Source organism: Roseivirga pacifica, assembly GCF_900111145.1.
In the GTDB taxonomy this organism is placed as follows: Bacteria; Bacteroidota; Bacteroidia; order Cytophagales; family Cyclobacteriaceae; genus Roseivirga; species Roseivirga pacifica.
Genome location: NZ_FOIR01000001.1, coordinates 650,977 through 677,541 on the forward strand (window position 1 = coordinate 650,977; position 26,565 = coordinate 677,541).

Sequence of the window (26,565 nt, forward strand, 5' to 3'; positions counted from 1 at the left end):
TTAATAGCTATAATTAGTACACTTTGATATGTATGAATTTGAGTAAAACCGAGAAATGTTGTACCTATGTTGTACCCATTAAAAACACCTAAGTTATCTCATGGCCTCAATAGTTGCAGTTCTTCGAAAAAAACCAAATAAACAGGGGGAGTACCCTCTAGCAGTTAGGGTAACCAAAGAAAGAAAGTCCTCCTATATCTACACCGGTCAATATGTACTCGAAAAACATTGGGATGAAAAACTAAAAAGGGTTAAGAAGTCGCACCCAAACTCAAGGCGCTTAAATAATTTGCTAGCTAAAAAAATATCTGCGGCAAATGAGAACCTTCTAGAGCTAGAGACAACACAACCATTTAGTTCGGCAAAAACCATTAAAGAACAGGTTAAAGGCAACTATGGAAGCAAATCATTCTTTAAGCTTTCTGAAATTTATTTACACGAACTCAAGCTTCAAGGAAAACACAATAGAGTTTCTGCAGAAACGCCACTAATCAACCGCTTTCGAGAATTCAACAAAGGCGACATCACCTTCCGTGAGATAAATGAGAGTTTATTAAGGAAGTATCAAGCTTATTTATCCTCAACTAGAAAAGTCTCTGATAGAACTATAATAAACCACTTAATCCCCATCCGAACCTTGTATAATAGAGCCATTACCGATGGTTTAGTTGATAGAAAATACTATCCCTTTGGGAAAGGTAAAATTGTTATAAAATTCCCCGAAACCACGAAGCTTGGTTTAGATGAAGAAGAAGTTAAGCAACTTGAGGGCTTATCACTTAAAACAGGCAGTCCTGCATGGCATGCTAAGAATGTATGGTTATTTTGCTTCTATTTGGCAGGAATGAGAGTATCAGATGCTCTAAGAATCAAGTGGACTGATGTGGAAAATGGGAGGCTCTATTATTCCATGGGAAAAAATAATAAAGCAGACTCTTTGAAGCTACCACCCAAAGCTATTCAGGTAATTAACCTTTACGAACCCGGAAGCAACGACATCTCGCCGACAATTTTTCCCGAGTTAAGAATGACAGATTTGCGTGATCGAGATTTAACTCAAAAGAGAATTAAGAATGCAGACAGGAAGTTCAATACACACTTGAAGAATATTGCCAAGGAAATTGGCTTAACAAAACCACTGAAAATGCATATAGCTAGACATACGTTCGGCAATATTTCAGGCGACCGTATACCTATTCAAATGCTTCAAAAACTCTATAGACATACGGTTGTTACAACCACGATAGGGTATCAATCGAATTTTAAACACAAAGATGCAGATGAAGCGTTGAATCAAACAGTGGAATTCTAAAAGAAAGAAAACAGACTAATCTTACCCAGCACTTACAAAGCAACATTAGACCTAAAAAAGGTTGCAACGATTTCTTGATAAGCTGTCTGGCTTTATGCTTGTCCTGTTGGCAACCTCAATACGGGTTCTACTTTAGGCTTGAAATTTTTTAAGTTGACGACTTTCATTATCCCATTTCAGGAACCCCAAACCCTACAGAATCTTACTAAAATCTGAATTCAGCGATGTAATTGTGGTTCTTCGCTGGAATCTTGAAACCTTACCATCCTTTTTTCTCCAAACCTTGTAACACTGAAGAGTATCAAATGTTATCACAAAAGCCTCTACGATACCTAAATTATTGGATATTAGATTGAGTACTTTCGCTTTGTCCTTCTCCAGCTCTGAGTCCCAACAAATTTCAATTATTATTGAAGTACTATCTATGCCTTTACGCCTATTCCATATTAGTAAATCTGGCACTTTACCAGAGTATGGTGTCTCTGGAGTCGCAACTATATTCTTATACCTCTTATTATTTGCAAGGCGATTGTTCAAGAAAGTAACTAAATCAGCAATTAAAAGCTGATGTTCGGGGCTGTTCCCGGTTCCTGATAAGCCGATATTTTTACTCTCCATGCTAATTTAGAATATTAAATAGTGGGGTATTCATTCTTCCCATATAACACTAAGAACCGTATTGTATTTTGGAGTTACAATGCAATATTCATAAAAAGAGAAGTCAGAATCATTTTCCCAATTTTTCAACTCAAACCAAGTTGACTTCCAAACCTCTTGTTGACTCTCATTCTTACTATAAATTATACCATTATTAAAATACTCTGCTGCCACAGAGTCTGACGGTGGGGTTAAATTCCTACAGTCTTTTATGAAGTGGTCATAATTATCTGGACGCATCCAATATTTTACTTTGTTAGCAAAACTATAAACAAGGCAAATAGGGTGATTACCGTATTTGAAGTACCTGTATGCTACAGAAGTAATACTACTCTTAAAATAGTCTGCTAAAAACCTTAAGAGATCAGGGCCGAACTCATACTGGTCGGATATTTCTCTAAATTTTGCTTCCGGCATAATCAATTCGGACGCAAACTCATTAGCTTCTGTCTCCTGATTACCAGACTTGAAGTATTCTAGAGTCGCATCTGTATCGTTGTGCATTAAAAAATGATCCCTATGCATGCAAAGGTGTCCAATTTCGTGTCCTAATGTAAAGCGTTTTTTTCCTAAAAATTCTATGTTTGAGTTTATAGTGATTAATGTCTTACGGTTACCAAAAACAATTCTTCCGTCTGCAGAGTTCATTGGTTTTTCAACGACAGTAGCCCCCAAACCGGCAGCAACAAGCTCTAAGGGAGTTTCTGACAAATCCTGAAGACCGTGCTGATTCATAAGCTTTCTAGCTGCAATTTGGCCTAATTCCATTGTGCTTTACTCTAGGTCTTCTAAATCTTCTAAAAGCTTTGCTATATCTGCATCTCCTAATACTTCCCGAAGTTCGTCATCTGACCATTTTTCAAGATTTCTGAATTGAAATGAGGCTCTTCTTTCAGACAAGGTATTCTTTAAAACTTCTCCAGCTAAAGTGGCATTGTGTTCTATAGATTCTTTAATCTTAGAACGCAACTTCTCTAAAAGGGATGTATCACGTGCCTGGTTAGCCTTGGCTTTAGCAAGAAATAGTGCTTTATTAATCTCATTTACGCCTTTTAAACTTACTTTTTCAGAATCAATTTTCAACTCAGCCAAGAATTCCTTTGCAGCATCTAAATCCTCCATAATTACATTGGCCGATAGCTCATCAAACTTTTCGAAAAGCGATATGCTTAAATTTTTAGTCATGACTGGACAGTTTCTTTCTTAATTTCAAAATTCTTGGTTTCAATCGTCTCCAAGCATTATGGAAGTCAGTTTCACTCATACCAAGATCCTTTCTAATGGCTTTAGGTTTAATTATACCGTCTGCCATGCATTCAAATATCATCAGTTCATCATCTGATGCACCATTTTCAAGGAGGAAGTCATAGGCTTCACTTCTTAGCTCCTTATATAATACTGAGTCCTCGGGGCTCAGGTCATTAGAGGCATCAGGTATATCCAAATCCGGACTTTCCTTTGGTGAAGCCTTTCTAAATGAGTTATTGATATGGCTATCTATGACGCTCTCCAAGAAATCCTTGAATGTTGGATATTCATCTGTATTCCAATTTCGAGTGCCTTCAACAAGTGTAAGAGATAAGACCTCACTCAGCTTTTTTTCTGCTAGTGCTAACAATTCATCCTTACTTCCTTTAATTCCATATCGAGTAATCAGGCGCTTTATAGAGAAGGCAATAAGGTTAATCCAAAGCTGTTCCCAATCTTCCTTTTGAGCAGCCTCCTGAAGGCCATTTTTTGATATTATATTGTTGGATACTTCCATCCTTTCAATAACAAATGCTGAGAACGTTAAAAAAAACACAAACTGTCTTGTAAATTTTTTTAAATGGTCAGCATTAGATAGTAGAGGTCAAAACATGATTTCGATTAAACTTTAAAGAAAGAAAAAATAGCGACAATGGCAACAAATAAACCATATGGCGATAACGCCAGAAAAGGGCAAGTGAGAGGTAGGTCTCAGACCCTTAACCCAAAAACAGGACAGTGGACTAAAAGAGATACCGGCACTGGCAAGTTTATGGATGGAAAAAAGGATGGGACTCCCTTCAAAGGGGTTCGAAAAGAAAACTAAACAGATTATGGGAGTAGCTTCGACAATATTACTTACTGCAGCAAAACCGCTCCTATCCAGGGGAGCCGCTGTCGTATGGGAAAATCGCAATCACATTAACCTGCTGAGGAAGACAAAGTTTGGTAAGTACAAAAACATGAGTATTCGTTTCTCAATGAGCGGTCTTTTCAAGATACAAATTCCTGGTACAAACAAATACCTGCTTGTTTTTAACAGGAGAATTGAGAATCAATTGCAGCCAGTCGGAGGGGCCTATAAACGCTATGGAGATGATAGTCTGTTTAATAATTGGGGATATAAACCCGACAGCTCGCGAAACGGATTAGATGTTGATGAAAAAAGCTCATCAGACCTAAGATTTTCCGTTGAAGGCCGATATGCTAGTGAAGTACTTAACTGGTTTGAAAGCCGTAGGGAAAGAGAAGAAAACCCAAAGCGTGAATTTAATGAGGAGCTATTGGAGACAGGTATTCTTGACTCTAAAACTTTTTCGCACTTTGACTTTAAACATATTAGACGGTTTTCTAAAACGCTGTCATGGAGCGATTACTTCAGTTGTTATGAGATTTTGACTTATGACATTTTTGAGATGATTCCTGATGAAGCACAAAAACTATCCTTAATAGAGTTAGCTAATCAAGAACTAGATATCACAAAAGGATATGCTGTGGTGAGTTGTGACGACATAGAACAGCTACGGCTTATGGCAGGCGGTAAACAAATTGCTCGCATCGGACAACATGCTAAGTTATTAATCAATCAAAGCTTTTAACCATGATAGATATATTTAAGAATTATGATCTACAACGGGAAGAACTCTTAGCAAGAATTGCTCAAGAGCTACAACTTGACCAAACTCGTTTAGATAGAATGGATTCCGCTTACAACGCTGTGTCGAAACTACTTGAGAGCGATGAAGAGTTTTTTGATGGATTCCAAATTGAAATTTATGCACAGGGATCAAAGCGTATAGAAGCAACCGTAAAGCCAATCAACAATGAAGATTTTGATTTAGATACAGTATTACACATTTATGATCCGTATTTCAATCATTCCCCAGAAGAAATATACAACGCGCTTGTAAAAGCACTGCAAAAGGACTCCTATTATAAGGAGATTATGGAGAAGAAAACACGTTGTATCAGGTTAAACTACAAGGGAGACTTTCATATGGACATTCTACCTGCCTGTATGCCAAATGCTTTTGAAAAGGAAATAATTAAAATTCCCGAAAAGGCCCTTAAGAATTGGTCGTCAGGGAATCCAAAGGGCTTCGCTAAATGGTTCTTAAATATTGCTAACTCAGTAGAGGAACCAATGTTGAAAAGGTATGCTGATGTCCTTTTGGAAGCCCAGATTGATACAGAGCCACTCCCTCAAGAGCTTTATATGAAAACACCTCTTCAACGTGTGGTTCAGCTGTTAAAGAGGTATAGAGATATCTATTATGAGAATCGAGATTATAGGGTATCCAGTATAGTTATTACCACTTTAGCTGCCAGATTCTATCAAGGTGAAAGCTCAATTTTTGATGCGATGGATCATATTCTTACAAGAGTGACGGGCAGCTATACTGATTCAATAAGGAGTGGTCACAGGTTCAAAGTTCTTAATCCAGTTAACAAGGATGAGGACTTTACGGACTCCTGGACAAATAAACACTATGAAAGCTTCAATCGCTTTATTACACACCTTTATTCAAAATGGCAGAAGTTAAAAGGTTCCTTTGAAACCAGTAAGAACGACTATATCGAGCTTTTTGGAGAAGGGGTCTACAAGAAATCATTAAATGAACAGTTCATGAGTTTCTCAAAAAGTACGGATGATGTTCTTACAAAATCCAGTAGTCTCATAAACGGAGGCATGGCATATACAGATTCTAATGGACAAATTAATAGGGAGAGAGGTGTTAAAAATGGGACCCATCACAGCTATGGAGGAGAGTATTAGAAAAGAACACCAGAACAATTGCCATTTGTTCTTAAGCTTTCAAAAGTTTCTAGCAGAACAGCACTTTGATTGGTTGAGGTTAATGATTAGTTCAGATAGAAAATCTTTAATAGGGAAGGGCATTTTAGATGTAAATGGTAAGAATTATGAAATTTTAATATCATACTCTCCATTTAATAAATTTAGATACGATAGGATTTATATAAATGACTATAAAATAAAATTTCATAGAGATATTCATCTCTATTATGACCTTTCTCTATGTCTTTATCATCCGCTGATCGATCAAATTGCTTTCAAAAAGATTAACCTATTTGAAATGATTCCCTGGATATCGGAATGGATCGTATTTTATGAACAGTGGAAAAAATACGGCGTTTGGCTCGGTAAGGAGATAAAGCATTAGGCTTTTTTTATGTTTTTTAGCTCTCTTCGTCATAGTAGATTTTATAGTATTTCCTTCCTTTTGAATCTACTCCCTGTTCAATCATATCTCTGTTACCATGAATGTATATGTGAAAATTTTTATCAAGCTTTAGAACACTCTTAAATGAACGAGCTTGTTTCTTGACGGCTTGTTTTGAGATGCCAAATTCATTGGAAAAAGTAACTTCATTTTGTTCTCGGTAGATTTGGTCAAACTTGTTGAATGATTCAATTACATCTGCATTCTGAAAGACTTGATTTTCGAATTCAGTTTTGTCAAAACACTCATGATTCTTGAAATATTCTACTGAACGATTTAAATAATTGATCTGATCTGCCTTTTCTATTCCATTGTCTCCAGAAAGTTCCTTGGTAACAAACTGTTTGGTTAAGCCTAAAAACTGGTTGGTATAATGGTATTCGTTTTTCTTGTTTTGAATGCCCAAAAAATCATCCTTCCAATATTGAGCTTCAGTGTTTCGATTTGTATTGTCTATAAGCGAAATTAAATAACCATTTTGGCTTTCAGTATTAAAAATAAGGCAGCCTTTGTCGATTTTTCGAGTATTTATGCCTTTGACGTCAGTCAAGCCATATCCGTCATTTGTAACATCAATTTTTAGGACTGTGTCCTTTGTTTCGGACTTGAATAAACCAATACAGTCAACTATATCATCATTAAGTTGACAATCCTTTAAATAGAACAGACACAGTTCACCACCCTTAATTTGTGGGTGAGTACTTTTGTCATAAAGGAGTCTGCCAATATTCTTGGATTGCTCAATAAATGAGTCCGAATTCTGAAAGACTAAACTCGCAAAATGATTCATGGGGTTCAATTCCACATCATGAATAAAGTGAAATTGATAGAGTTCCTCCGATTTGAAATTACTTTCGATCAATTGGTTTAAGCAACCATTAATGCGCGAAGTGTCAGTGAGGGTCTCGGAAAAGCGTGCCCCGTCCCCGTTACTTTTATTTCCAATATGATGAACGATGAATTTTTGAAATTCTCCAGGTCTAAAGACATGCATAATCAACTGCTATATACATTATTTGGAATTAAGCCTTTTCCATTAATAAATTCATCAACGGTATGGAAGTATTGTAAATCATTATTTTCCCAGTAGTCTCTTGGAGCATGTTCTACCATAAAAATTTGAAAATGATCCTGCTTATCCACTATTATATATTCCAGAAAGGTGTTTAGTAATTTGAAGGCATCAAGCAATTTTGTTTTATCATCATTTCCTTTGTCATTATCACCTGTATAATATGGAATGCTAGGCTGATCAATAAAGAGAAACTGCGGTACATGAGTTTGCTCAATGTTAATCATATGCTCATGGAGACCCAAGTAGACACAAAGATGCATGAACATATAATTTGATTTACTTCCCACATTATCTAGAGGGAACAGTTGTCCTTCTGGATACAACTGTAGAATCATTCTCTCTGGATTGAAATCAATTCGGCTATTTTGATAAGCTGGAAGAGAATTCAATAAATTGAAATTTCTTTGGATACTCTCATTTAACATAGACCTCATGTTGTGCTTAATTTGAGAGGATTCAGCAGGGATTTTTTCAAGCTGACCTTTTTCTTCGTTCAAGTTATTAAGTTGTACTTCATCTATGGGTTTTGGGTCGTAAAGAGGTAGATTTTGAAGAGCATGTTTAATTTCGCCAAGAATCATAAACTTCTCTCCTCTTGAGAAGTAGTCTTTCCTTATTTCAAGAAGTTCAGCCAACCTTTTTGTAACGTCCTCCAACTCTTTCTTAAGTTCAGCTAAATTACCTGATGGTTCCGGTGAAGGAGTAACCTTCCTTGATAGACTGGCCTTAATTTTTTGAAGAGATTCTTCCAGAGTGTCTACGAACACTCTTGTCTCATAAGAATCAACAAGTTGATCAGAGAGTTTAGAGTTTAAAAATTCAATGGGTTGAAGACTATCAGAAGATTTTTTTAGGTTCCTGTAGTATGATTTAAGCTCCCTTTGATACCGGTCAATTGAGTTGACTTCACTTTGAATCTGAATTCGTCTTTTATCCAAATTTTCTATCTCCTCAAACAAATTAGAATTCTGAATTACTTCTTTATTTGTGCTTACAATATCATTCATGAATGATATTGCCCATTCTGGGTCTCTAAAGGAGGTAGTGTATTCAATAAAATTATATTGTTTGCATCTATTAAAGAGGGCTAATACAGAGCTTTCGAATGATTTCTGTTTTCTAACATTTTTGTTTTGTTGTCTCTGGATTTTCTTCAATTCAGCTTCAATTTCCACAAGTCTTTCCTTGGCTTTGATAATTGCCATATCATTCACCCCAATAATTAAATTAAATATGTGGGTCAGGGCATCATCATATTCAGTCTTCCCATAGAACGTTGTATCAAAATACGTTTCAGGGGCACCTATAACGGTTTCGGTTAAAGAGTTGAAAAGAAGAAAGTGCCTATAGGAAATATTGAATGATGACTGTCCCAAATCCTTGCCGAAGGGGAATCGCAGTGAATCATCGATACCAAATTCAGCATCTAGGAATGTCTTTATTTCAGGTATAGTACTATTTACCTCTGGGGTCTCAGGAAGTGCCTTAGAATCGAAAAATACATCTGCTGCTACAGTGCCTCTCTTTGGGCTTTTTCGGGCAATAGAAACTTCCTTATCATCGACACTAAGGTGTATGCCAAACCATTCGACTTTTTCATAAATGGTATTTGCTATATTAACCTTGCCAGAAAGGAGACAATAGTCAATTATACTCCAGAAACTCGTTTTACCAGTTGTTGCATCACCTGTAATTACATTAACTCTATCAGCTAAAAACTTGTAACTCTTTGGATCATCACCATTCTGAAACCATAATTTTATCTCATGAAGGACGAATCTCATAATTGTATTTTTAAGAGGCTATATAATTCAGAAATACTAAGTAGGCTAAACATATAAAGAACCGCAGGTATGGCCTTTTCAATTTTCGTATACCTCTCTCCCAAATTATCATCCTTAAGTAAGATACTGTTACGGGCTTCTATATGTGTTCCAATTTCTATTTGACCACTTTGCTTAAGAATCATGAGTGAATTGATCATGACAGGGAGTAAAGACAAGAACCTTTGATTAAATGAAGTGAACAATCTAGGTTGTTGCTCAATCAAGATATTCAACGATATTTCACTGTCCTCCACGTTATTTATATAATTTACGCTTCTATCGTCCAAAAGCAATGGTAATATTAGAGGTGCGATACCCATTTCTAGTTTGTCAGTTTTACTAAGAACAGATAAGAATATACAGCTAGATAGAGCTTCGTTATTGTATGTGTAATATACTTCTTTCATGTTTTTTGATATTTTCTTTCCCAATCAAAGTGCCAACCTATTTCTAATTTGTCGGATAACGCATAGAAATGACCGTTGCTAAACTCAATTCCAAGATTGGGGAATTCAGAAATTTGAAGGTCTTCTTTTCGCAAGCTATCAATTAGGTCGCTAACCTAAGTCTCTAATTTCAGATTCCAAGTCTCCAAGTGAAGCCCCGGTTTCAAGTTTACGCTCAATCCGCCTATATTTCGCTTTAAATTCATTAGCCCAGATTTCAATACTATTCTTTCTGAAGTCATCCATTTCCGTAGGTAAAACAAAGTTTTCGTCTACCCAGTATGAAAAATGATTAAGTGTCTTGAGCATTTTTGCAGTATACTCCTCGATATATTTAGATCCACTTTTTACCTCACCAATATCCAATAGCTGTTTAATGAAAGTTTGGCTCTCTAAATCCTCAGTTAAGTGAATACGAAGTTCTCTTTTAGGCAGTGGTTTATCTTGAAACGCTGGTCGAAAACACCTTCCAAATCTTTTTGAAAAATCATCGAAAGTAATTTCAAACTGTTTGCGACCCTTAATACCCAAGTATTTTGCCTCATGCATGTTTGAGGATAATTTTTCAAAAATTGGATCAACAAGCTCAGCTTGATTGCATTTACCCCATATTTGTTGTTTGACTCTTTCGGTAATATTATCGACTTCAGTATCAATAGTTAGCTTCTTAAAGAAGCGTTTCATTTTTCGTTTACCTAGACTCAAGATGTTCTTTATGTTCTTTTTGATTGTGCTATTCTCTGTTTTGCCTAATAGCTCTTTAAGAAAATTAACTAGCACTTCTAGATTCTCATCATTTTTGAATTGAAGTAAGGAAGTGATAAAATTATTGTTTCCATCGCTTTTATTCGTGATTAAAACAAAATTGTGAGAGTTTAAGAACTTTTCGTGGTCATCACTAGACTTTATAAAATCAACCCAATTGCTTATAGTCTTCCATAAGTCTACGTCTAATTCAGTAAGGTTTTGTGATTTATCGTACGAGCCTGTTAGCACTGTGTGTTTGGCTTGGAATAGAATTGTACTCCCATCAGGAAGATCTATGTGAATATCATCCTTGACTTCAAAACCAATTTTTTGGCCATAACGAAGTTCAAGTGATAGATACATAAATAAGTAAAACTGATAATCAAACCCTATTCCCTGTGCCGCAGCGGTATGTTGTTTTTGTATTGATTGTGTATTCGTCATTTAATTGTTTTGCATGCGATAATCCCGAAAGGGTTTAGCTTCAATTCACATAACCAAATCGAAGGGTTTCATAAAACTCAACCCCAACCTCAAACATGCTAGAGAACCCCAGCATTCAAGACATAATTTCAATAATTTTAATCGAACTTGAAAGAAGTCCAAGAACAAATGTTGCAGTTTAAAGAATTTAAACAACAAACTTAAGGATGTGTAGGACAGTTACTTTTCAGTTAATATGTAAATTGTAACTAGGCCCCCACAGTGTAACTCAATCTATATGATGGATGAGTTTTGCCAACATATTGCCTACAGCTTTTTCAGAATTGTTTTATTTCAATAGGTTATTTGCAGAACTTGTCCAATCCATCATCGGCGCAACGGAAATGTGCTTGTTCTTAATGTTTCCTACTAAAGTGCTTGAATACTGGGTTTTTTGAGCTTTTTTGTTCTTATCCGTTTTCATACATTTTCACACATTTTAGTACATTTTCTTGACAATTTGCCTACATATTGCCTACAGTAGGCAGTGTAATAACCGAAGGAATATTAGCTAGTGCCGTACTTTAGTGTTTCTCCTCGAAATGGTAAATATTGTTGTCAGGTTAGGTGGGTTCAGCCGGAAAGTGATGAGCGTAAATCCAAAAACAAGACCTTTAAAAATAAAGCATCCGCAAAAGCATGGGGAAAGCTTCAGGTTAATCTGATTGAAAAGAGCATTTCCCAAGGTCAAGATTTCTCAAACAATCATACATCCTTATTACTTCTTAGAGACTTATTGGAAAAATATCTATCTGATGAACACATAGGTATGGGGCGTTCTAAAAGATACTCTTTAGAAGCAATTAAGGAATTTAATATAGCGAGCACAAAGCTTTCAAATCTTAAGCCAAAGCATATCGTGGATTTTTGTAAGGAAAGAAAATCGGGTGGCGCATCTCCGGCTACCATTGCATGTGACATAAGCCATATAAGAGCAGTTTTGAAATCTGCAAAGGCGCTATATGAAATAGATGTTAATGCCTCTTCAATCGTAGAGGCAATGCCAACCCTACGAATTCTGGGATTAATTGGGAAGTCAAATATTAGAACAAGAAGGCCGTCAAATAATGAGCTTCAAAAGCTCAGAAAAGGATTGGCCGTAAGGCAGGGGCACACCTATTCGTCTATACCCTTCACAGATATTCTGGATTTCTCAATTCTATCATGCATGAGAATATCTGAGGTATGTTCGATTGTGTGGGAAGACTTGAATGTTGATGAAAGTTGGGTTTGGGTGCGCAATAGAAAGGACCCTAGGAAGAAAATCGGCAATCATATGAAAGTACCTCTTTTAGGGGATGCTCTTAAGATCGTAGTGAGGCAAAAGAGAAATGAAAAGGATAACAGAATTTTTCCTTATAATTCTCGTTCAGTAACGGCTGGATTTCAGAGAGTAAGAAATGATCTGAAAATTTCCGACTTGCGTTATCATGATTTGAGAAGAGAGGGAGCATCTAGGCTATTTGAATTAGGTTATTCTGTCGATCAAGTTGCTCAGGTCACCGGCCACAAGGATTTGAATACTCTTTGGCGAATTTATACAGACCTTAACCCAGACCGACTTACTCTGAAATAACTCCAACCCATTCATTCTTCGCTTCATTAGAGTTTTCTTCAATGAAGTAAGCCAAGTCTTGAATATTTATCATCCATGGGAGCTTTTGAGATTTACCAAGCCTGAAGGCAGGGATAGGGAGTGTGCCTGATTTAGCCCTTTGCTTCGCTGTGTTTTTGTTACAACCAAAATAATCATAGCATATTTTGTCTAATGGTATTACAGGCGACTCAAATTTCATTAATAGCATCATTTCAATTTTATTCATTCATACCTCATTTTCACTGTTAGGATTATACTCCTAAATCTAATTTGGGTCAATGAGATGTACATAATTTGTTCTAATGATGGTACAAAGTATCTTAGGAATAAACAAAATCAAAATTCCATGAATAAAGAAGCATTAAAAGCCATTCAAGAAGTTATCGTAGAGTGGAGAGGTAGGAGAAGGTTTACCTATGAAAATAAGCAAATATCAGCAGATAAAAGTCCTATAGTTAAAGATGAATACCTTTTGAAATTCCACAATTCGATAAGCAGTTTTTTCTGTGAAGGTAAGAAGATCGAAATTCAATTAAGCTCAAAATTATTTCAAACAACCGTTTTGAATTCTGATGCTAGCAATGAAAATAGTAAAGCAGACGCATACAGATTGAAGGATATGTTGAAAGAGTTTGACGATGCCTTTTACAATGAGATGGAAAAGAAAATTGAAGGATGTACCGACTCACTTACGATATCTGATCCAATATTCTTCTAAGCGATTGATCGTCTTAGACGTGATGTCTGTGTGTAGAAAAGTAATGCGGTTCTCATTTTGCAATTGGTGCAGTATACAGTCTATGAACCGTTCTATGGGAGCTCATTGATGACTCACATTTCACGAGTTGAGCTTAATAACTTGTTATTTATTTGCACCTCTTCAGATCCGAAGATTTTCTTAGCAGGTAAGATTTTTAGAGTCCAAACTCTAAATCCCACGCTTCTTTGTACTTTTCATCATCGTAGAGCTTAAGCCATTTTAAGTGTGGATTCTGTTTAGAGTAAAACTTGTTGCCCAGCAACCTGTCCAAGTAATTCTTATCATCTAAATGACATTTAAAATCTTTCACCAAGCCTCGGTAGCGGCTAAGTATCGGTCCGTCAATGAAGTCTTTACCTATTAATTGCTCTAATACAACGGACACATTCTCTCGAATAAAGGTATATTGATCTTCAGGTGACATTTTCCCGATAAGTTTATCTATATCACCTTCCATTTCATCTTCACGTTGACCCCAATACTTGTAGCTGGTTGAGCAATTCAAGGATAGTAGAGTATTAGCGTTTTTAAGTTCGGTCAGTATTTTGAAGATCGACTTTGGATCAAACATTTCTATGATCTCAATAAATTTTTCAGGTCTCCAGTTAAAATCTCCGGCCAAGCACCTCTTTTCAAAGATTTCAGACTTTCCTGCAAGGGTGTCTATAGGAAGGTGGCTTCTGAAGAAGCTGAAAAAATTAACTGCCAACCTTGGTACGATATCAATGAGTTCTTGATGTTGTAAATGCTCTTTAGGAAGATCTTTACACAGATCGTGCAAGGCAATTATATAGCATGCATTAATCGCATATTCTCCCTTTTTAGAGAGTTTTGCGATGTATTGGTTAAGTCCTTCAAACTTGTCATTTGAACTTGAGTTTTCAAATTCTTCAAGAATTTTAGGCACTTCATAATACTCCCTATTGATGGATTAAAAATTGATATTAATCACAAGGGGTGTTAATATGTCAAGTGATAAACTATACGATATGAATTACTTTCCGCACAAGAGCTTAGAGTATTTAGCTTCTCAATTAGCACTTAATCACTTTTATGGCACTTCATTAGATATTTGTAACAATCGCAAATCGAAATTTAAAATTGAAGAGGCCAAGCTTCGAGAAGATGTTTTCACAAAAAAATTGAACCGTATTCAGACCCCGGAAGGAGTCAAAGACCATTTGGGGAAAACAAGAAATATTCTCGTGATCGGTGCGGGAGCTTCTCAAAACGCATTTTCAGATCTGTATTTAGCAAGTGATGCTCAGGAAGAAATCGAAAAAAGAATAATAATTACTGACCAAATAATTCACCCAAAACGGCGTCGTAAAAATTCTGGTGAGCCGATTAAAGAATCCTTAAACCTTAATTACTTTCTAAAATTCTATAAGTGCTGGCACGGAATAGATAGTAACACCCGAGAAGAGGCGAAGAAGAGTAAAAATCTAAATGTGATTAATAAGGAATTATCTTCTGAGCTAGATAACAAAACACTTAACGACCACATAATTCGAGAGCTTTGGAATGAAAACAGTTACCTCAATAGTCTAGGTCAAAAATATTACTCTGAGGTCAGAAAAGCTCGACTTATGAAATCAGAGTATGACAAAGAGCAAGCTATTGATTTCGAAACTTCTTTAAGCATTTTAGCTGAGATTATTCCATTATCTCAAGTTCGAGATGCAATCCAAAAATTATATCAGTGTTCAAATGGCCCAACCCTTTTTTATCACCTTGTGGCTCATTTGCTTAAGCATAGGTTTATCGATGCAATTATAAACTTTAATTTTGATGAGCTATTAGACGAAATCCTTGATGAAGAAATTGGAGCTAATAGTTATGATAAAGTCTTGTCTGATGGTGATTGTAAGCCGTTAAAAGACTTAGTTAAGGATGGGCGATTAAGGCAACCGCTTTACATTAAACCACATGGAACAGCTAGCCATAAAAGTAGTTTACGGTTTACTAAGGATCAATATCATGAGCTACCTTCTGATATGAGGATAATGATCACAGACTTTCTAAAAACGTCTAGTGAAAAACCTAAGAAAAAAATTAATCTGATAACGGTTGGATTCGAACTAAAAAGTATTGAATTCAATGAAATACTTAGTGAAACATTAAATGCTGATTCTCAAATCTTCAATTTTTTCTATCACAACAAAGATGATGATGATGATTTGTTTGAGGTTGATATAAGGAAGAAAGAAGACCTGTTTGATATTTTTGTACCGTCTCACGAAAGACACAAACAATCAAAAGATCATTTGTTGGATACTTATTGCCCTCGTTATGTAGGAATACCACATGAATCACACATTCCAGAAGATGGGGAGTTGGAAATTTCAAGGGACTTTCATTCTAAAGATTTTTATAATAGCCTTGATACAATATTCTTATCTCTATTTGATCAAATAAGTCAATTTTTCAACAATGAATTCAAACCAAGAGGAATATATCGGCATCTCATAATATCTAAAATCTTTGGGAATAAGCTATTTAGATGTGTCGCAAACAATTACGATCTTAAAGGCAGATCATTTTCTGATTTTAACAAGATAAAACTCCCATCCTATTTTCATAGGTCAGACTACTATAAGGATAGAGTTTTAATTGAGGTTTTAATAATTGCCGCGACTAATCATGGAAAGGTTAACTCTTTCTCATTGATGGATGGTTATGTAGGTCTCCTTTATTCAAAATATTATGAACTAAGTACCGAAGAAAAAAAGAAGCCAAAGACATTCAACGAATTACTAAATTCTTTAGACTTCTTTCCTAGAAACCCACAAAATAAATTTAGCACTAGGTTTTTACCTAGGCTCAATGAGAAATCAGAGGATATACAAACCGTAATTGACAAGGTAGTAGACTACTATTTACAAAGTAAAAAAGGGTTTTCAGTTACTCTAAAAAAATATTTTAGTCACATGACGGATGATACTTTCCAGCAGGGAGCAATATGTGTTCAAGGTTTGAAAAGTGCATTCCGAAACCTATTTTTTTCAGATAATGCTAAAATCAAATCAGAGTATCGCAGTGCTCGATATCATATTTTCGAGAAGTATAGTGTCGTAGACCTATTGCCAACGGAGCTGTCAATCAACGCCACTTACTATTTGGCAATTACGAAGCATAGATTAACGCATATTGCGGTTGTGGCAGATTATGGCTTAAGAGTGGCTAAATTCCTACCCTTAATCAAAGAGAACAATCCTCAGGCTATCGTTTTTTTAATTGCTCAGGAGAATCGAAAAGGAAAATCAAAATCGAGCACTGACGAAAATTCTGAGCTTTACAAAGCTCAGATGCAGATAACGAGACATAATTTCGAGCAGGTCGATTCTGATTTCTTCAAAGACAAAAATAATGACGAGTGGATTAAGAATCATTTGAGAATATTGTATTCACCCGTAGAGCAACATAACCATCATATGACCATTTTTGCCTCTATGGATAACGGAAAGTTTACTCAAAAATCAGTGAATGACGATTTTCAGGCTATTTATTACTATAAATGGGGGCTTTCACAGGAAATTGATCCGGTTTATTTAAATGAGCCGAGTAATATAAAGTTTGTATTGAACCTTTTTAAGTCTCAAGTAGAGGAGCTAAGTAAAAACAATCGGATAGAAACAAAAGAAAATTGGAATTGTTGGTTGTAGACTGTGATTAATGAATTAACCCTTCATTTGCCATAGAGTAATAGCCTTCTTCACTGACAATAAGGTGGTCGGCAAGAGTGATTTCCAATATGCGACCGGCTTCATGGAATTTCCTGGTGAGGGAAATATCGGCACTACTCGGCCTTAAAAGGCCCGAAGGATGGTTATGGGCAAGGATAATTGTTGAGCTCCTCCTTTTGAGGGCGGTAGCAAATACGATCCTAAGGTCGATCACTGTGCCTGACATACCTCCTTTTGAGACTGTTGCTATTGACATCATTCTTAACTGATTATCGAGAAACATAACCTTTGCTTCCTCGACCAATGAGATCTGATCATCATCCCAATGAGCTCGCAATATTTTGTAAGCACTTTCTGCACAATCAATTTTTGGTCGTTCACTTGCTCGGGTTTTATTTCGATACACAAGCTTCACTTCTTCGAACTTGTTGGACAATTCGAACTTATTCTTCTTCGACATTGTAGACCTCCCAGTTTCCGGTACCTTCAATTTCTGTGAATTTGCTACCGCACAGCTCCTTTGCTTTTTGATAGGCTTCCTCCTCCGAGTTGGCTATGATTTTGACCTGTAGGTAAGTGCACATTTCAGCCTTGGCGATGTAGGTTTTCATTCATTTTCCTTTCGTTTTGATTTAGAAAAGTGTGAGCTGATGGGGTGGCTCTGTGGTCTTGGCCTGAACTTTTTTGTCAAATTCAGGTGTCTTGATTTTCGGGGGCTCAAGCCAGAGTTGAGATTGTTCCTTTTCAATGGGTGTGATGCCAAGCCCATTCATGTTGATATGCCAGCCTCCAAACCACTCCATGCTTAAAGAGTTCATCCATGCGACTTCACCCTTTAGCCCGTTAAGAAAGAAATTCAGGGTTGCCATTTTTGCGCAGGTGCTTGAATTGTCTGCACCGTAGAAATAATTGCGGTGGTTAATCTTGGCCGCACTCAAAAGCATGCGACCTGATCCGCAGGCAGGGTCTTGAATCCTTTTGCCTTCGCCCTCAATGCCTTCAAGGTTTATTTTTGCCATCATGTCGCACACAGGCTCGGGCGTGAAATACTGCCCGTTCTGGCCTCTTGTTATCTGCTGCATGAAGAATTCTCCTAGAATATCGGAATATTGATTTTCATAGACATTCAGTTGTATAAGGCTTAAGGCCTTGGTGAATTCTTCAAGCTCTTCTTTTTTGTAGGGCTTGATCGTTTCAAGGTAGAGGCGTTCATTCACCTCGTCCTTTTCCTGCAACCGGCTTTTGATGTTGGTGGAATGATATGAGCAGATCCCCATGGTCAAAAGGTCGTTGAAAACACGTGCTAAATCATACCTTCTGCCCAATTGGTTCATTTGCTTGGTCAATTCATTAAAGTAATCGGTCATGGTTGGGTTTCTCCCATGACCAGTTTATCGAGATAATCAACGGCTTTGGCTGCTTGTGCAGATGCTTTGAAGATGAATGTTTTGTCATCCTTCAAGGCTTTCAACCAACTCTTGATGTAAAGGGCATGATTGGGGGGATGGCTTTGAGCAATGCCATGATGTGCACAGAGGAAGGCGGCACCGAGTTCGGCAACCAGTTCTTCAAAGGCATATTTTTCGCGCTCCTTTTGGTTGTGAGCCAAGTCGCGCTCAAGTCTATGCTTTGCTCCTGTCCAATGGGTCAGTTCGTGGAGGAGGGTGGAATAGTAGTTTTCTGTGGCGGTGGATTGCTCGCTATCCAGAAAAAGCCGTGTCTCAGGCATCTGGATATAGTCTTCCATCGGGCTGAAATAGGCTTCGTCTCCACCGTGGCGAATGTCTGCCCCTGTGCCTTTGCAAAACTCATCGACTAAGGATATGTGCTCAACATTATCAGTCTGAATATCCGCTGGAGTCGTGTCCGGCTCAATATTCTCGACCTGATTGGCATTGAAAACGGTGTATAGCCTGAGCATCGGGATTTTATGGGTCTCAGTTTCGCCTTTGCTGTTCTCTTCTGTTTTGATCAGACTTTTGTAAAAAATGATCTGTGTGCCTTTCTCCCCTTTCTTGACATTCGCGCCTTTGTCCTTCCATTGCTTGAAACTCGCCCAATGGTTCGAACTGAACTGCTTGGCTTGTTGGTTAAACCAAAGGTTTAGGATATTGATCCCTTGGTAGTGATTTTTTGTGGTTGGGTTTACCGGTAAACCTTTTGCGGCAAGGCTCGCAAAGGGTGGCTGATAATTGTTCAAGTCAACCTGATCGAGTAGGCTTATGATTTGATCTGTGACTTTCTGGTGAATATCAGTTCTGGGGGCTTCACGGGGCATGGTGTATTGTTCCTTTCGGGAAAAGAGGAGGGCAAAGCTTGCCCTCCTTGGTTCGGTTGATCATTCCGGCTCGTAAAGGCCTACCTGTAAGGGGGTGGGCAACCAACCGCTGTTTTCGAGCCTGTTTTCTGCCTCTTTGGCCAGTTCACTTTTTTTGAGCTTTTTGAGTGTGTCGGCTACCTTCACGCCTTTCACATCCTTGACAGCATTCAAAATGTTGTCCTTGGCGATATGGTTAAAATAAAGTGCCGCGGTCGGTTTCCAGTATTGTGTCATATCCAGTTTAAGAAGATCGGCCAGCCAATTGACCGTGTCCTGTCGGCTTTGGGTAAAATGTGCCTTTGGGGGAATGACCACATCAAGGCAACCCGCAAAGCAAAAGGCCAGCAACTTCATTTTCTGCTCTTGTTTCATAGAAGAAACGGCTTCATAGAGCACAGCCCCATTATCGGTCCTGAGGATCGAAGCCCATTTTTCAAAGGCTTTTTGCCTGTTTGCGGTCGCAAAACTGTCTTTCAGGCTTTCATCATCACGTGGAAGGCTTGCCGAATCCATTCGGAGGTGAAAGCATGAGCCGCTCTGCCCCAAATTGTCCTGAAAAGTGTTTTTCACCATTTCGCACAGCATGAGGTCAAAGCCAATCTGTGGTGAATTGCTCAAGACGTCCTGCAAGGCAAGTGTTTTGTGGGCTGTCAGGCGTTCAAGCAAACGCTCTGAAATTTCCTTTTTCGGTCTTGCCTCTTTCTTGTTGGCGCTGGTCGGGGCGGAGGCCTCAACAAGTCCGCGTGTGATAAAGATTTCACCATGACGATAAGACACATAAGCTCCGGCATTTGCCTTTTGTTCTTTGGTATAAGCCTCTTTTTTCTCTTCGAGTTGCTCCTTCTCGATTTCAAGGGTGTCCAACTTTTCATCAAGCCCGTCTTGATTGTCAGCGTCAGCTTCGTTGTACATATCTTGAAGGCGCTCGATTTCGTCTTCAACGGCCTTGAGCCTTTCAGCATCCTTATCTCCCAATTCAACTGGTTCAGGCCAGATACGGTTATATTGCTGTACGAAGTCATATTCATATTTTGATGAAACCTCAACAAAGCCCCATCCCTCAGCTTCCACTGCTTTGGCGGTTTTGGAGACTTTATCGCTGACAAGCTTTTCGATAAGCTCTAGGTTTGAGAGATAAATGTCTTCGGAAAACAAATCCGCCTCCATATGGCCGCCAGCCTTTTTATAGGCTTCGAGGGTGATGAACCTGACACGGTGGTCACTGGAGCTGACCTTTTTTTCGGTCAACATGGCCTTGATTTGATGTGGGTTTTTCTGCCAGTCGTTCAATTGTGACCAAACGGTTTCTTGCTTTTCCTGATCTTCACTCAGGGTAAAGGCCTCCAGTTGTTCAAGCGACATTTCCCCTTCGCGGTACTGTGCAAGAAATTGTGGCGAAACGCTGGCCAGTTTCAACCTTTGTTTGACCGTTTTTTCTGAAATTCCGAAACGTGCCGATATATCGCGAATAGAAATGTTCTTTTGGCTCATCTCAAAAAATGCATCAAACTGGTCTGCGGGGTGCATGGCCTGTGTTTGGACATTGGCAGTCAATGAAAGTTCCTGCGCTATTTCGGGGTCAATCTGCTCACACTTGACCGAAATTGTGGGTTTCAGGACCTTGTCTTTTGCGAGGGCTTTCAGTGCCAAAAGTCTTCTTTGCCCGTCCACCACAAAAAAATGCCCTTTTTGATCCGCAGGCCTGACCAACAAGGGCTGTAGCAGTCCATAAGCTTTGATAGAGGCTTTTAGTTCTTCTTGCCTTGCGGTGACATTGGTTTTGCGCGAGTTTTCCGGTGCTACTTGTAGTTTGTTCAAGGGGGTTTGTTGTTGCATTTGATTTTCCTTTCTTCAAAAAAGAGGGAAAGCCATTAAAATGACTTTCCCTTTTAGGTTTAGGCTGGTTGTGGATTAGCTTCTGAGGCTTCGCCTTCATCAGGAACTTGTTCGGTTTTCTCTTTCTTCAAAACCACTTTATAGGCAAATGTGGTGACGCCCGTATCCTTGTAGCCTTCAACGGTGTCGATGGAGCGTGAGCTGTCTTCACCTTTGATATAGACCCAATCACCTTTCTTGAGGCTCTGTGCTATGGCAAAAGCATCCTTGAGATTGCTTGAGACTATAATATTGAAATAGTTGGCCATATTTCGAACTTTGCCTTCTGTGTCCAAAAACTCCTTGTTTGTTGCAATTCTGAACTTGGCAAATTTTCCATCACCGATCAGTTCGGCATCTTTTACAAGGTGGCCTGACTTCATGCTGATGTTGGTATCCGCAAAAAGGTTTTCTAGTGATTGTTTTTCGTTGGTTTCAGTGTTTGACATGTTTTTCTCCTTTATGTCGTTGGTTAAAAATCCCTTTGGTAAAAGGGTTATGGGGTCGCCATAACCCCTGCCATGTGGCGAACAGGGGGTGAGCAAGGGACAAGGCCTGGACAAACCGAGGGGGATCACCCGCTTTGCACAATCCCGAAGGGTGCGGAAAAGCGGGGATACGGTTTGAACAGCTCGTATCAGCCTTGCCTGCGCGAGGGGGAACTCCCTAAAGTATGATGAGAATAGTCGTGTTCGAGTGTTTTACCGCTCTTGTCGCATTGTGTGACCCGGCATTCTTCGATTGAATTGGAGACCAAGGCAACAAAGTCTGTCATTGCCGGTATCGTTCCTTTTAATAGAAAGTTCAACAATTTCTGAATGTAGGTATCAAGGGCTTTATGCCAATCAACAAAATGCTCCCCGCTGAGGTCTTCGATCTTATCAAAGACCATGGCCGCATCAGAGCAAATCGTCCATAACTCGTCCTTTGCATGATTGCCTTGAGATTTCTTTAGGTTTTGATGTAGCATTTTGAGAATACATGGATCGTGGTGCATATACCCTGATATCTTGGCCACGAGCTCTCCGAAGTACATAGTGTTTGTCATTGTTTATTCCTTTTTGATTTGGGATTATTTTCCTAGACGCAGTCGAGAAGGTGTGTTTAACTGCATCAGACTGATACGTCAAGAAGAAAGGGGAAAATATTCCTACGATTGTGTGTTGAACTTAAGAGCCTTGAATTAGGTGCTTATAATGACAAATGTGTTTTAAAGTTTGGAGCAATTTAACCTGCTCAAAGTAAAGAGAAGACAAGAGTTCATTACACACTAAGATATGAAACAACAAGATTTGTAATTTCACTCAAAACCAGCGATGCCGAAACTTATAATAGATACTACTTAAATTCTATCCAAATTAACCCAAAGGAACCCGTCAAACTTTCACCACTCTCATTGAATGGGATGTTTGAACCCCTAAGAGTAGATAAAATTTGCTTTAATTGTTTTGGGTTAGCGCTCACTAAGAGTCTATTGTTAACCCATTCAAGAACAGTAAAGGGGACACTGTCTGTTCCAAAAATAAAACCCTGAATCAGACCATCATTTCTATCAATAAGTATATGGTTTATATGCCCTTTCTTTAAAGGCTGAAGTAGCAAATAATCTGTTGAAACCCAAGAATTGAAAGAAGCAACCTTCTCAGGATTATTGGTTAATTTCAAAAACTCATTCTGCGAAAGACCATCAAGTAATGTTTCATCCCTCAAGAGCCAGCTCTCTCCAAAATCTATGTTAAATGCCGGTTTGAGGTCTCTTTTAGAAATTCGGTATATGGTTTCCGAATGTGGTTGATGGTAAAATAATTGGTCATCTAATTTGTTGAAATTTGAAAGACCTGCCCCAGTATTAAATGGCAGCTGGTACTTAAAAGGATCTAATGACTTTACGTGCTCCATTTGGTTATTAAATACTTCGATATTGTGAAGGCTGTTTTTCAACCCAAATGGCGGCATTCTGTTCATATCAAAGTAATAATTCCCATCATCACCAATGACACTTGTCGCATTAGTTATTTTTACACGAATCTTCTTCTTAAAAAGCCCTTTAATATCGAATATATAAATACTAGCTGATGTGGCGTCATATAAATATAACTCTTCATTATGCCTCCAAAACTGACTGATAAAAAAGAATGTGCCTTCATTTTCCCCAGAGTTTAAAGACTTAAAATCTCCAATCTTTTTACCCTCTTTGTTGTAAATATATACATTCGGCGCCCCAAGGTCTGCGACATAATGCAACCCATTATATTCAAGAGCACTCAATGGCCCTGAAAGTAAGCCATTGGAATTTAGATAAAGAATATGCACTTGTTCAACCACCATATCAAGTGGGGTCGGATTATCAATCAAGTCATTCTCTATCTTATAGTTTTCTGAAGCAGTGTTTTTGGTGTTTTCTTGGGCAAACTGGCACGCCTGATTTATAAAAAGAATTGTAATGATAGATAAAGAAATGACTACATTACGAGTTGCTGATCTCAAACTAATTGGATTTTAAATCATTTAAGTTAATCGGGGAGTTGGGGCTGATATAATCAAAAGAAGACACCTTGCCTTTCTCTAAATTAAACAGTGTTGGATAAATGCTATATGTCCTTCCTTCATTCAAAATACTATTCTCATCAAACACTAAGAATTCTTGGTCAAGATTAATCCCAGTTTTGAGCTTTAAGACCTTCTTGGAACGAATGCTCGTAAAAATCACGAGTATCTCATCTGAAGAATCAAGGGTTTTAACAAACTTTTCTGTTGATGAAATGCAACCAGAACACCCTTCCCCTGGCAATAGCAGAACATATTTAAAGCCTGAGAGTTCTTCCTCAATTCCCAAAAGACCGCACTTACTTTCAAACTCATTGATTGCCTTTTCTTTAAGAGAGCAACCATTAAGCCCCCAGAACAACAGTAGTGTGAATAAAATTAACCTAATTCTCATTACTAATTAGTTCAAATTTATCGAATACTAAGTGATCTTCATCATCTGTATTTCTAAGAAGGTAAATATACCCCTCTCTAAACAGTACAGCATTGGGTGAATATTGATTTGACCTGAATTCTCCAACCTTATTAAAGTTTTCATCACCCAGAATTATATATTTTTCATACAATGTTGTATCGGCATATGGGGCGTTAGCATCAACTTGTCCATCCTTGACCCCAGAATAAGCAAAGCGCATGAAAAGAGACTGTTCAGGACTGTAATAAAGATTTGCATAAGAGCCTTGTTCATATAAGAATGATGCCTTCCTTTGAAAATCCATTAGTACCTTTTCTTTATTCTGAGGAAGGGGTATCCTTTGTTTCACCTTGTCAGATCCCAGATAAAACGATGAAATTTTATTATCGGGTGCCTTAACAAAAATACTGTCACTTATTGGCCAACTATAAATAAAAGAACGATCTCCTGAATCAAACACCCTGTAGTACCTCAATGACTCTGTCAACCAGCTTCCATTGACATATTCTATAGGGATGGGAAGAAAAGACTTTTTAACTTCATTGGTCATCAAATTTAATTCAAACTCAAGCGAGTCCAAGCCATACGGAATATCTTGAAATGAGTATTTAACTACAGCTCCAGACAGGTTATAGATATTCCTATCCGTTTTTGATATCCAGTCCCCCCACATACCATATGGGCTTTCAGGGTTCATCATACCAAAAGGATGCTTTAAAAGGAGTTCTTTATCGGCTCCCGAAACATACAACACTTTTTTTGTTCTATCATAAAAAAAGGTTGTGTCTCCGTCCATAACGAACTCTGTTACATTAGTAAACTTTCCAACGCCATTTGGGCCTTCCTCTGGGTATGAGATTATTCTATCCAGCAGGCTGGTTTCAAGGTCATACAAGTAAATGGAATTGGTGTAGATATTGAGTAAAGCAAAGTAGTCTGTTGAATCCGTTTTTAAATGGAAATAAGATGTCACCACATTAGCGGTTAAAGAATCTAAACTAAGCTCAATTTGACCTACTTTGGATAAAATCACTTTTGAATCAAAATGGTCATCATCAGTGGACTCTCCACATGAAAAACAATTCAAAACGATATAAAGCAGAAACGAAACACTGATAAGTTTTTTCATAAAATAAAGAGGCACACCAATGATTGATGTGCCCAGTTTCTAGTCTAATAATTGTTTATTCCTCAACCTCTATAATTTGCACAACTGTACAGCTGTAATAAGGAGTAACTATAAGTTCACAATAATTACCACCTCCTTCACCACCTCCAGTGCAAGTACCGCGTCTTGTATTAGGGTCTGATGGATTCCAATCACAAGCAAAGGAATTAGTGAATGCGAAAAGTCCAGCAACGGCAAAGCCTAATGCAACTTTTTTTAAATGTTTTTTCATTTTTAATTGGTTTAATGTTGTGCCTACTGTGTTAAAGGGGGTTCGGCAATCCCCATGATTTCATCAAAGAATGGTATGAACACAAAACTTAGCTCTAAGGAAAACTGTGTGTATTTTTAATCCAAGACTCTCAAACAAAAGCTGTCATTAAGTCAAATACTTTGTGTTATTGTAAGTATTTAAAACTATAAAATAGACCGATATCATCCAAATTTTAGCAGGATTTGTTTTATATAACAGACATATCCATTGTTATATATTTTATTTTAAAATAATCAGTCTATACACTGGTCGTTTGAAATGTATTCTGTAACTGATATACTATAGGCCCTAAGTCTCACATGACTAACACATAAAGTTCTGGTTTAATGAATTATGCAGTAGATCGTTAATACCGTTTTTAGGGTATTGGTTTTAAGGATTGGAACCACGAAATTTATTAGACAATAAACTCACAATCATGGACTTATTAGAATTTGCAGTCGATTTCTCTGTGCTATTCGATGTCTTGGTGCTAATCGTGGTTTTGTCCCTTTTAGTAGAGCGCGCACTCTCCGTAATTTTTGAATCCTCCTTTTTTATTGCTTGGTATGACCCTGAGTTTAGTCAGGAAGATCAACGCAACAAGGGAGACAACACACCTTCAGATGACCGTATTACACCACCTTCAAAACCCAAGAAGAAAAAGAAAGGGGCTAAGGAAATTGTGGCGATCATCGTGTCTATCATATTGGTTTGGAACATTGATTTTGATGCGATTGCAGTTCTTATGAAAGATGAAAGTCTTTCTCCTGAGCTAGGGTACTTCATCACAGGTCTGATCATTGCCGGTGGAAGTAAAGGGTCGATCAAGTTGTTTAATGATGTTCTTGATTTCAGAAGCGATGTAGAGCGTAGAAGAAAAGAGTTTAACACACAAACCCATTAAG

30 protein-coding genes are annotated in these 26,565 nt (G+C 37.8%); 9 read left to right on the forward strand and 21 right to left on the reverse strand.

Features of this window, described 5'->3' with window-relative positions; translation table 11 throughout:
- The first annotated feature begins 100 nt into the window (after window positions 1–100).
- On the forward strand, window positions 101–1,312 hold the full coding sequence (locus tag BMW98_RS03005; protein WP_090256902.1) for a site-specific integrase: 1,212 nt from the start codon (window positions 101–103) through the stop codon (window positions 1,310–1,312).
- 192 nt (window positions 1,313–1,504) lie between these two features.
- Here BMW98_RS03005 and BMW98_RS03010 read toward each other — a convergent pair whose 3' ends face one another.
- The 4 genes from BMW98_RS03010 to BMW98_RS03025 are packed head-to-tail and all read right to left on the reverse strand — an operon-like array spanning window position 1,505 to window position 3,734.
- Window positions 1,505–1,930, reverse strand: coding sequence for a hypothetical protein (locus tag BMW98_RS03010; protein WP_090256903.1), 426 nt, complete (start codon window positions 1,928–1,930; stop codon window positions 1,505–1,507).
- A gap of 30 nt (window positions 1,931–1,960) precedes the next feature.
- Window positions 1,961–2,737 (reverse strand): ImmA/IrrE family metallo-endopeptidase, encoded by a 777-nt coding sequence (locus BMW98_RS03015; protein WP_090256904.1) that lies wholly within the window; start codon window positions 2,735–2,737, stop codon window positions 1,961–1,963.
- Window positions 2,738–2,743: 6 nt separating this feature from the next.
- On the reverse strand, window positions 2,744–3,154 hold the full coding sequence (locus BMW98_RS03020) for a hypothetical protein (RefSeq protein WP_090256905.1): 411 nt from the start codon (window positions 3,152–3,154) through the stop codon (window positions 2,744–2,746).
- Window positions 3,147–3,734: a hypothetical protein gene (locus BMW98_RS03025; protein WP_090256906.1), complete on the reverse strand. Its 588-nt coding sequence runs from the start codon at window positions 3,732–3,734 to the stop codon at window positions 3,147–3,149. The genes BMW98_RS03020 and BMW98_RS03025 overlap by 8 nt, the downstream gene beginning before the upstream one ends.
- 135 nt (window positions 3,735–3,869) lie before the next feature.
- On the opposite strand from BMW98_RS03025, the gene BMW98_RS20370 reads away from it, so the two are divergent.
- From BMW98_RS20370 to BMW98_RS20735, 4 genes are read left to right on the forward strand one after another with little or no spacing between them, the layout of a single operon-like run.
- Window positions 3,870–4,043: a hypothetical protein gene (locus BMW98_RS20370; protein WP_090256907.1), complete on the forward strand. Its 174-nt coding sequence runs from the start codon at window positions 3,870–3,872 to the stop codon at window positions 4,041–4,043.
- Window positions 4,044–4,050: 7 nt separating this feature from the next.
- Entirely contained in the window at window positions 4,051–4,815 is a 765-nt protein-coding gene (locus tag BMW98_RS03035) for an SMODS-associated NUDIX domain-containing protein (RefSeq protein ID WP_121505220.1), read from the forward strand.
- Window positions 4,816–4,817: 2 nt separating this feature from the next.
- Window positions 4,818–5,993 (forward strand): nucleotidyltransferase domain-containing protein, encoded by a 1,176-nt coding sequence (locus tag BMW98_RS03040; protein WP_090256909.1) that lies wholly within the window; start codon window positions 4,818–4,820, stop codon window positions 5,991–5,993.
- Entirely contained in the window at window positions 5,977–6,399 is a 423-nt protein-coding gene (locus tag BMW98_RS20735) for a type II CBASS E2 protein (RefSeq protein WP_090256910.1), read from the forward strand. The genes BMW98_RS03040 and BMW98_RS20735 overlap by 17 nt, the downstream gene beginning before the upstream one ends.
- A gap of 16 nt (window positions 6,400–6,415) precedes the next feature.
- On the opposite strand, the gene BMW98_RS03050 is transcribed toward BMW98_RS20735, so the two are convergent.
- From BMW98_RS03050 to BMW98_RS03065, 4 genes are all read right to left on the reverse strand, one after another.
- A complete protein-coding gene (locus BMW98_RS03050) occupies window positions 6,416–7,453 on the reverse strand; it encodes a nucleoid-associated protein (RefSeq protein WP_090256911.1) in 1,038 nt (345 codons plus the stop codon).
- A 2-nt stretch (window positions 7,454–7,455) separates the two neighbouring features.
- Complete coding sequence (locus BMW98_RS03055) at window positions 7,456–9,318, reverse strand: DUF3732 domain-containing protein (RefSeq protein ID WP_090256912.1); 1,863 nt, start codon at window positions 9,316–9,318, stop codon at window positions 7,456–7,458.
- Complete coding sequence (locus BMW98_RS03060) at window positions 9,315–9,767, reverse strand: three component ABC system middle component (RefSeq protein WP_090256913.1); 453 nt, start codon at window positions 9,765–9,767, stop codon at window positions 9,315–9,317. The genes BMW98_RS03055 and BMW98_RS03060 overlap by 4 nt, the downstream gene beginning before the upstream one ends.
- A gap of 150 nt (window positions 9,768–9,917) precedes the next feature.
- Window positions 9,918–10,997: a hypothetical protein gene (locus BMW98_RS03065; RefSeq protein ID WP_090256914.1), complete on the reverse strand. Its 1,080-nt coding sequence runs from the start codon at window positions 10,995–10,997 to the stop codon at window positions 9,918–9,920.
- 553 nt (window positions 10,998–11,550) lie between these two features.
- On the opposite strand from BMW98_RS03065, the gene BMW98_RS03070 reads away from it, so the two are divergent.
- Window positions 11,551–12,612, forward strand: a complete 1,062-nt coding sequence (locus BMW98_RS03070) for a tyrosine-type recombinase/integrase (protein ID WP_090256915.1) — start codon at window positions 11,551–11,553, stop codon at window positions 12,610–12,612.
- Here BMW98_RS03070 and BMW98_RS03075 read toward each other — a convergent pair.
- On the reverse strand, window positions 12,599–12,859 hold the full coding sequence (locus BMW98_RS03075) for a pyocin activator PrtN family protein (protein ID WP_090256916.1): 261 nt from the start codon (window positions 12,857–12,859) through the stop codon (window positions 12,599–12,601). The genes BMW98_RS03070 and BMW98_RS03075 overlap by 14 nt on opposite strands.
- A gap of 120 nt (window positions 12,860–12,979) precedes the next feature.
- Between BMW98_RS03075 and BMW98_RS03080 the strand changes: the two genes are divergently transcribed.
- A complete protein-coding gene (locus tag BMW98_RS03080; protein ID WP_139177374.1) occupies window positions 12,980–13,351 on the forward strand; it encodes a hypothetical protein in 372 nt (123 codons plus the stop codon).
- A 196-nt stretch (window positions 13,352–13,547) separates the two neighbouring features.
- Here BMW98_RS03080 and BMW98_RS03085 read toward each other — a convergent pair whose 3' ends face one another.
- Entirely contained in the window at window positions 13,548–14,300 is a 753-nt protein-coding gene (locus BMW98_RS03085; protein WP_090256918.1) for a hypothetical protein, read from the reverse strand.
- Between the two features lie 82 nt (window positions 14,301–14,382).
- Between BMW98_RS03085 and BMW98_RS03090 the strand changes: the two genes are divergently transcribed.
- Complete coding sequence (locus tag BMW98_RS03090) at window positions 14,383–17,058, forward strand: SIR2 family protein (protein WP_162844662.1); 2,676 nt, start codon at window positions 14,383–14,385, stop codon at window positions 17,056–17,058.
- A 7-nt stretch (window positions 17,059–17,065) separates the two neighbouring features.
- Here the strand turns inward: BMW98_RS03090 and BMW98_RS03095 are convergent, their stop codons facing one another.
- From BMW98_RS03095 to BMW98_RS03140, 11 genes are all read right to left on the reverse strand, one after another.
- Complete coding sequence (locus tag BMW98_RS03095) at window positions 17,066–17,539, reverse strand: JAB domain-containing protein (protein ID WP_090256920.1); 474 nt, start codon at window positions 17,537–17,539, stop codon at window positions 17,066–17,068.
- Window positions 17,523–17,690 carry a hypothetical protein gene (locus tag BMW98_RS20375; protein WP_162844663.1) on the reverse strand — a complete coding sequence of 56 codons (168 nt, stop codon included), beginning with the start codon at window positions 17,688–17,690 and terminating at the stop codon, window positions 17,523–17,525. Before BMW98_RS20375 ends, BMW98_RS03095 begins: the two co-directional genes overlap by 17 nt.
- A gap of 21 nt (window positions 17,691–17,711) precedes the next feature.
- The gene (locus BMW98_RS03100; RefSeq protein ID WP_090256921.1) at window positions 17,712–18,446 is read right to left on the reverse strand and encodes an N-6 DNA methylase; all 735 of its coding nucleotides are present in this window, start codon (window positions 18,444–18,446) and stop codon (window positions 17,712–17,714) included.
- The gene (locus BMW98_RS03105) at window positions 18,443–19,357 is read right to left on the reverse strand and encodes an ArdC family protein (RefSeq protein WP_090256922.1); all 915 of its coding nucleotides are present in this window, start codon (window positions 19,355–19,357) and stop codon (window positions 18,443–18,445) included. The genes BMW98_RS03100 and BMW98_RS03105 overlap by 4 nt, the downstream gene beginning before the upstream one ends.
- 60 nt (window positions 19,358–19,417) lie before the next feature.
- Window positions 19,418–21,235, reverse strand: a complete 1,818-nt coding sequence (locus BMW98_RS03110; protein WP_090256923.1) for a ParB/RepB/Spo0J family partition protein — start codon at window positions 21,233–21,235, stop codon at window positions 19,418–19,420.
- Between the two features lie 59 nt (window positions 21,236–21,294).
- Window positions 21,295–21,723 carry a single-stranded DNA-binding protein gene (locus BMW98_RS03115; RefSeq protein WP_090256924.1) on the reverse strand — a complete coding sequence of 143 codons (429 nt, stop codon included), beginning with the start codon at window positions 21,721–21,723 and terminating at the stop codon, window positions 21,295–21,297.
- Window positions 21,724–21,911: 188 nt separating this feature from the next.
- A complete protein-coding gene (locus BMW98_RS03120) occupies window positions 21,912–22,322 on the reverse strand; it encodes a hypothetical protein (RefSeq protein WP_090256925.1) in 411 nt (136 codons plus the stop codon).
- A 290-nt stretch (window positions 22,323–22,612) separates the two neighbouring features.
- On the reverse strand, window positions 22,613–23,761 hold the full coding sequence (locus tag BMW98_RS03125; protein WP_162844664.1) for a 6-bladed beta-propeller: 1,149 nt from the start codon (window positions 23,759–23,761) through the stop codon (window positions 22,613–22,615).
- A 1-nt stretch (window position 23,762) separates the two neighbouring features.
- On the reverse strand, window positions 23,763–24,215 hold the full coding sequence (locus BMW98_RS03130; protein ID WP_090256927.1) for a hypothetical protein: 453 nt from the start codon (window positions 24,213–24,215) through the stop codon (window positions 23,763–23,765).
- Complete coding sequence (locus tag BMW98_RS03135) at window positions 24,205–25,365, reverse strand: DUF4221 family protein (RefSeq protein WP_090256928.1); 1,161 nt, start codon at window positions 25,363–25,365, stop codon at window positions 24,205–24,207. The genes BMW98_RS03130 and BMW98_RS03135 overlap by 11 nt, the downstream gene beginning before the upstream one ends.
- 55 nt (window positions 25,366–25,420) lie before the next feature.
- Complete coding sequence (locus BMW98_RS03140) at window positions 25,421–25,636, reverse strand: hypothetical protein (RefSeq protein ID WP_090256929.1); 216 nt, start codon at window positions 25,634–25,636, stop codon at window positions 25,421–25,423.
- A gap of 460 nt (window positions 25,637–26,096) precedes the next feature.
- Between BMW98_RS03140 and BMW98_RS03145 the strand changes: the two genes are divergently transcribed.
- Entirely contained in the window at window positions 26,097–26,564 is a 468-nt protein-coding gene (locus tag BMW98_RS03145; protein ID WP_090256930.1) for a hypothetical protein, read from the forward strand.
- The last annotated feature ends 1 nt before the right edge of the window (window position 26,565 follow it).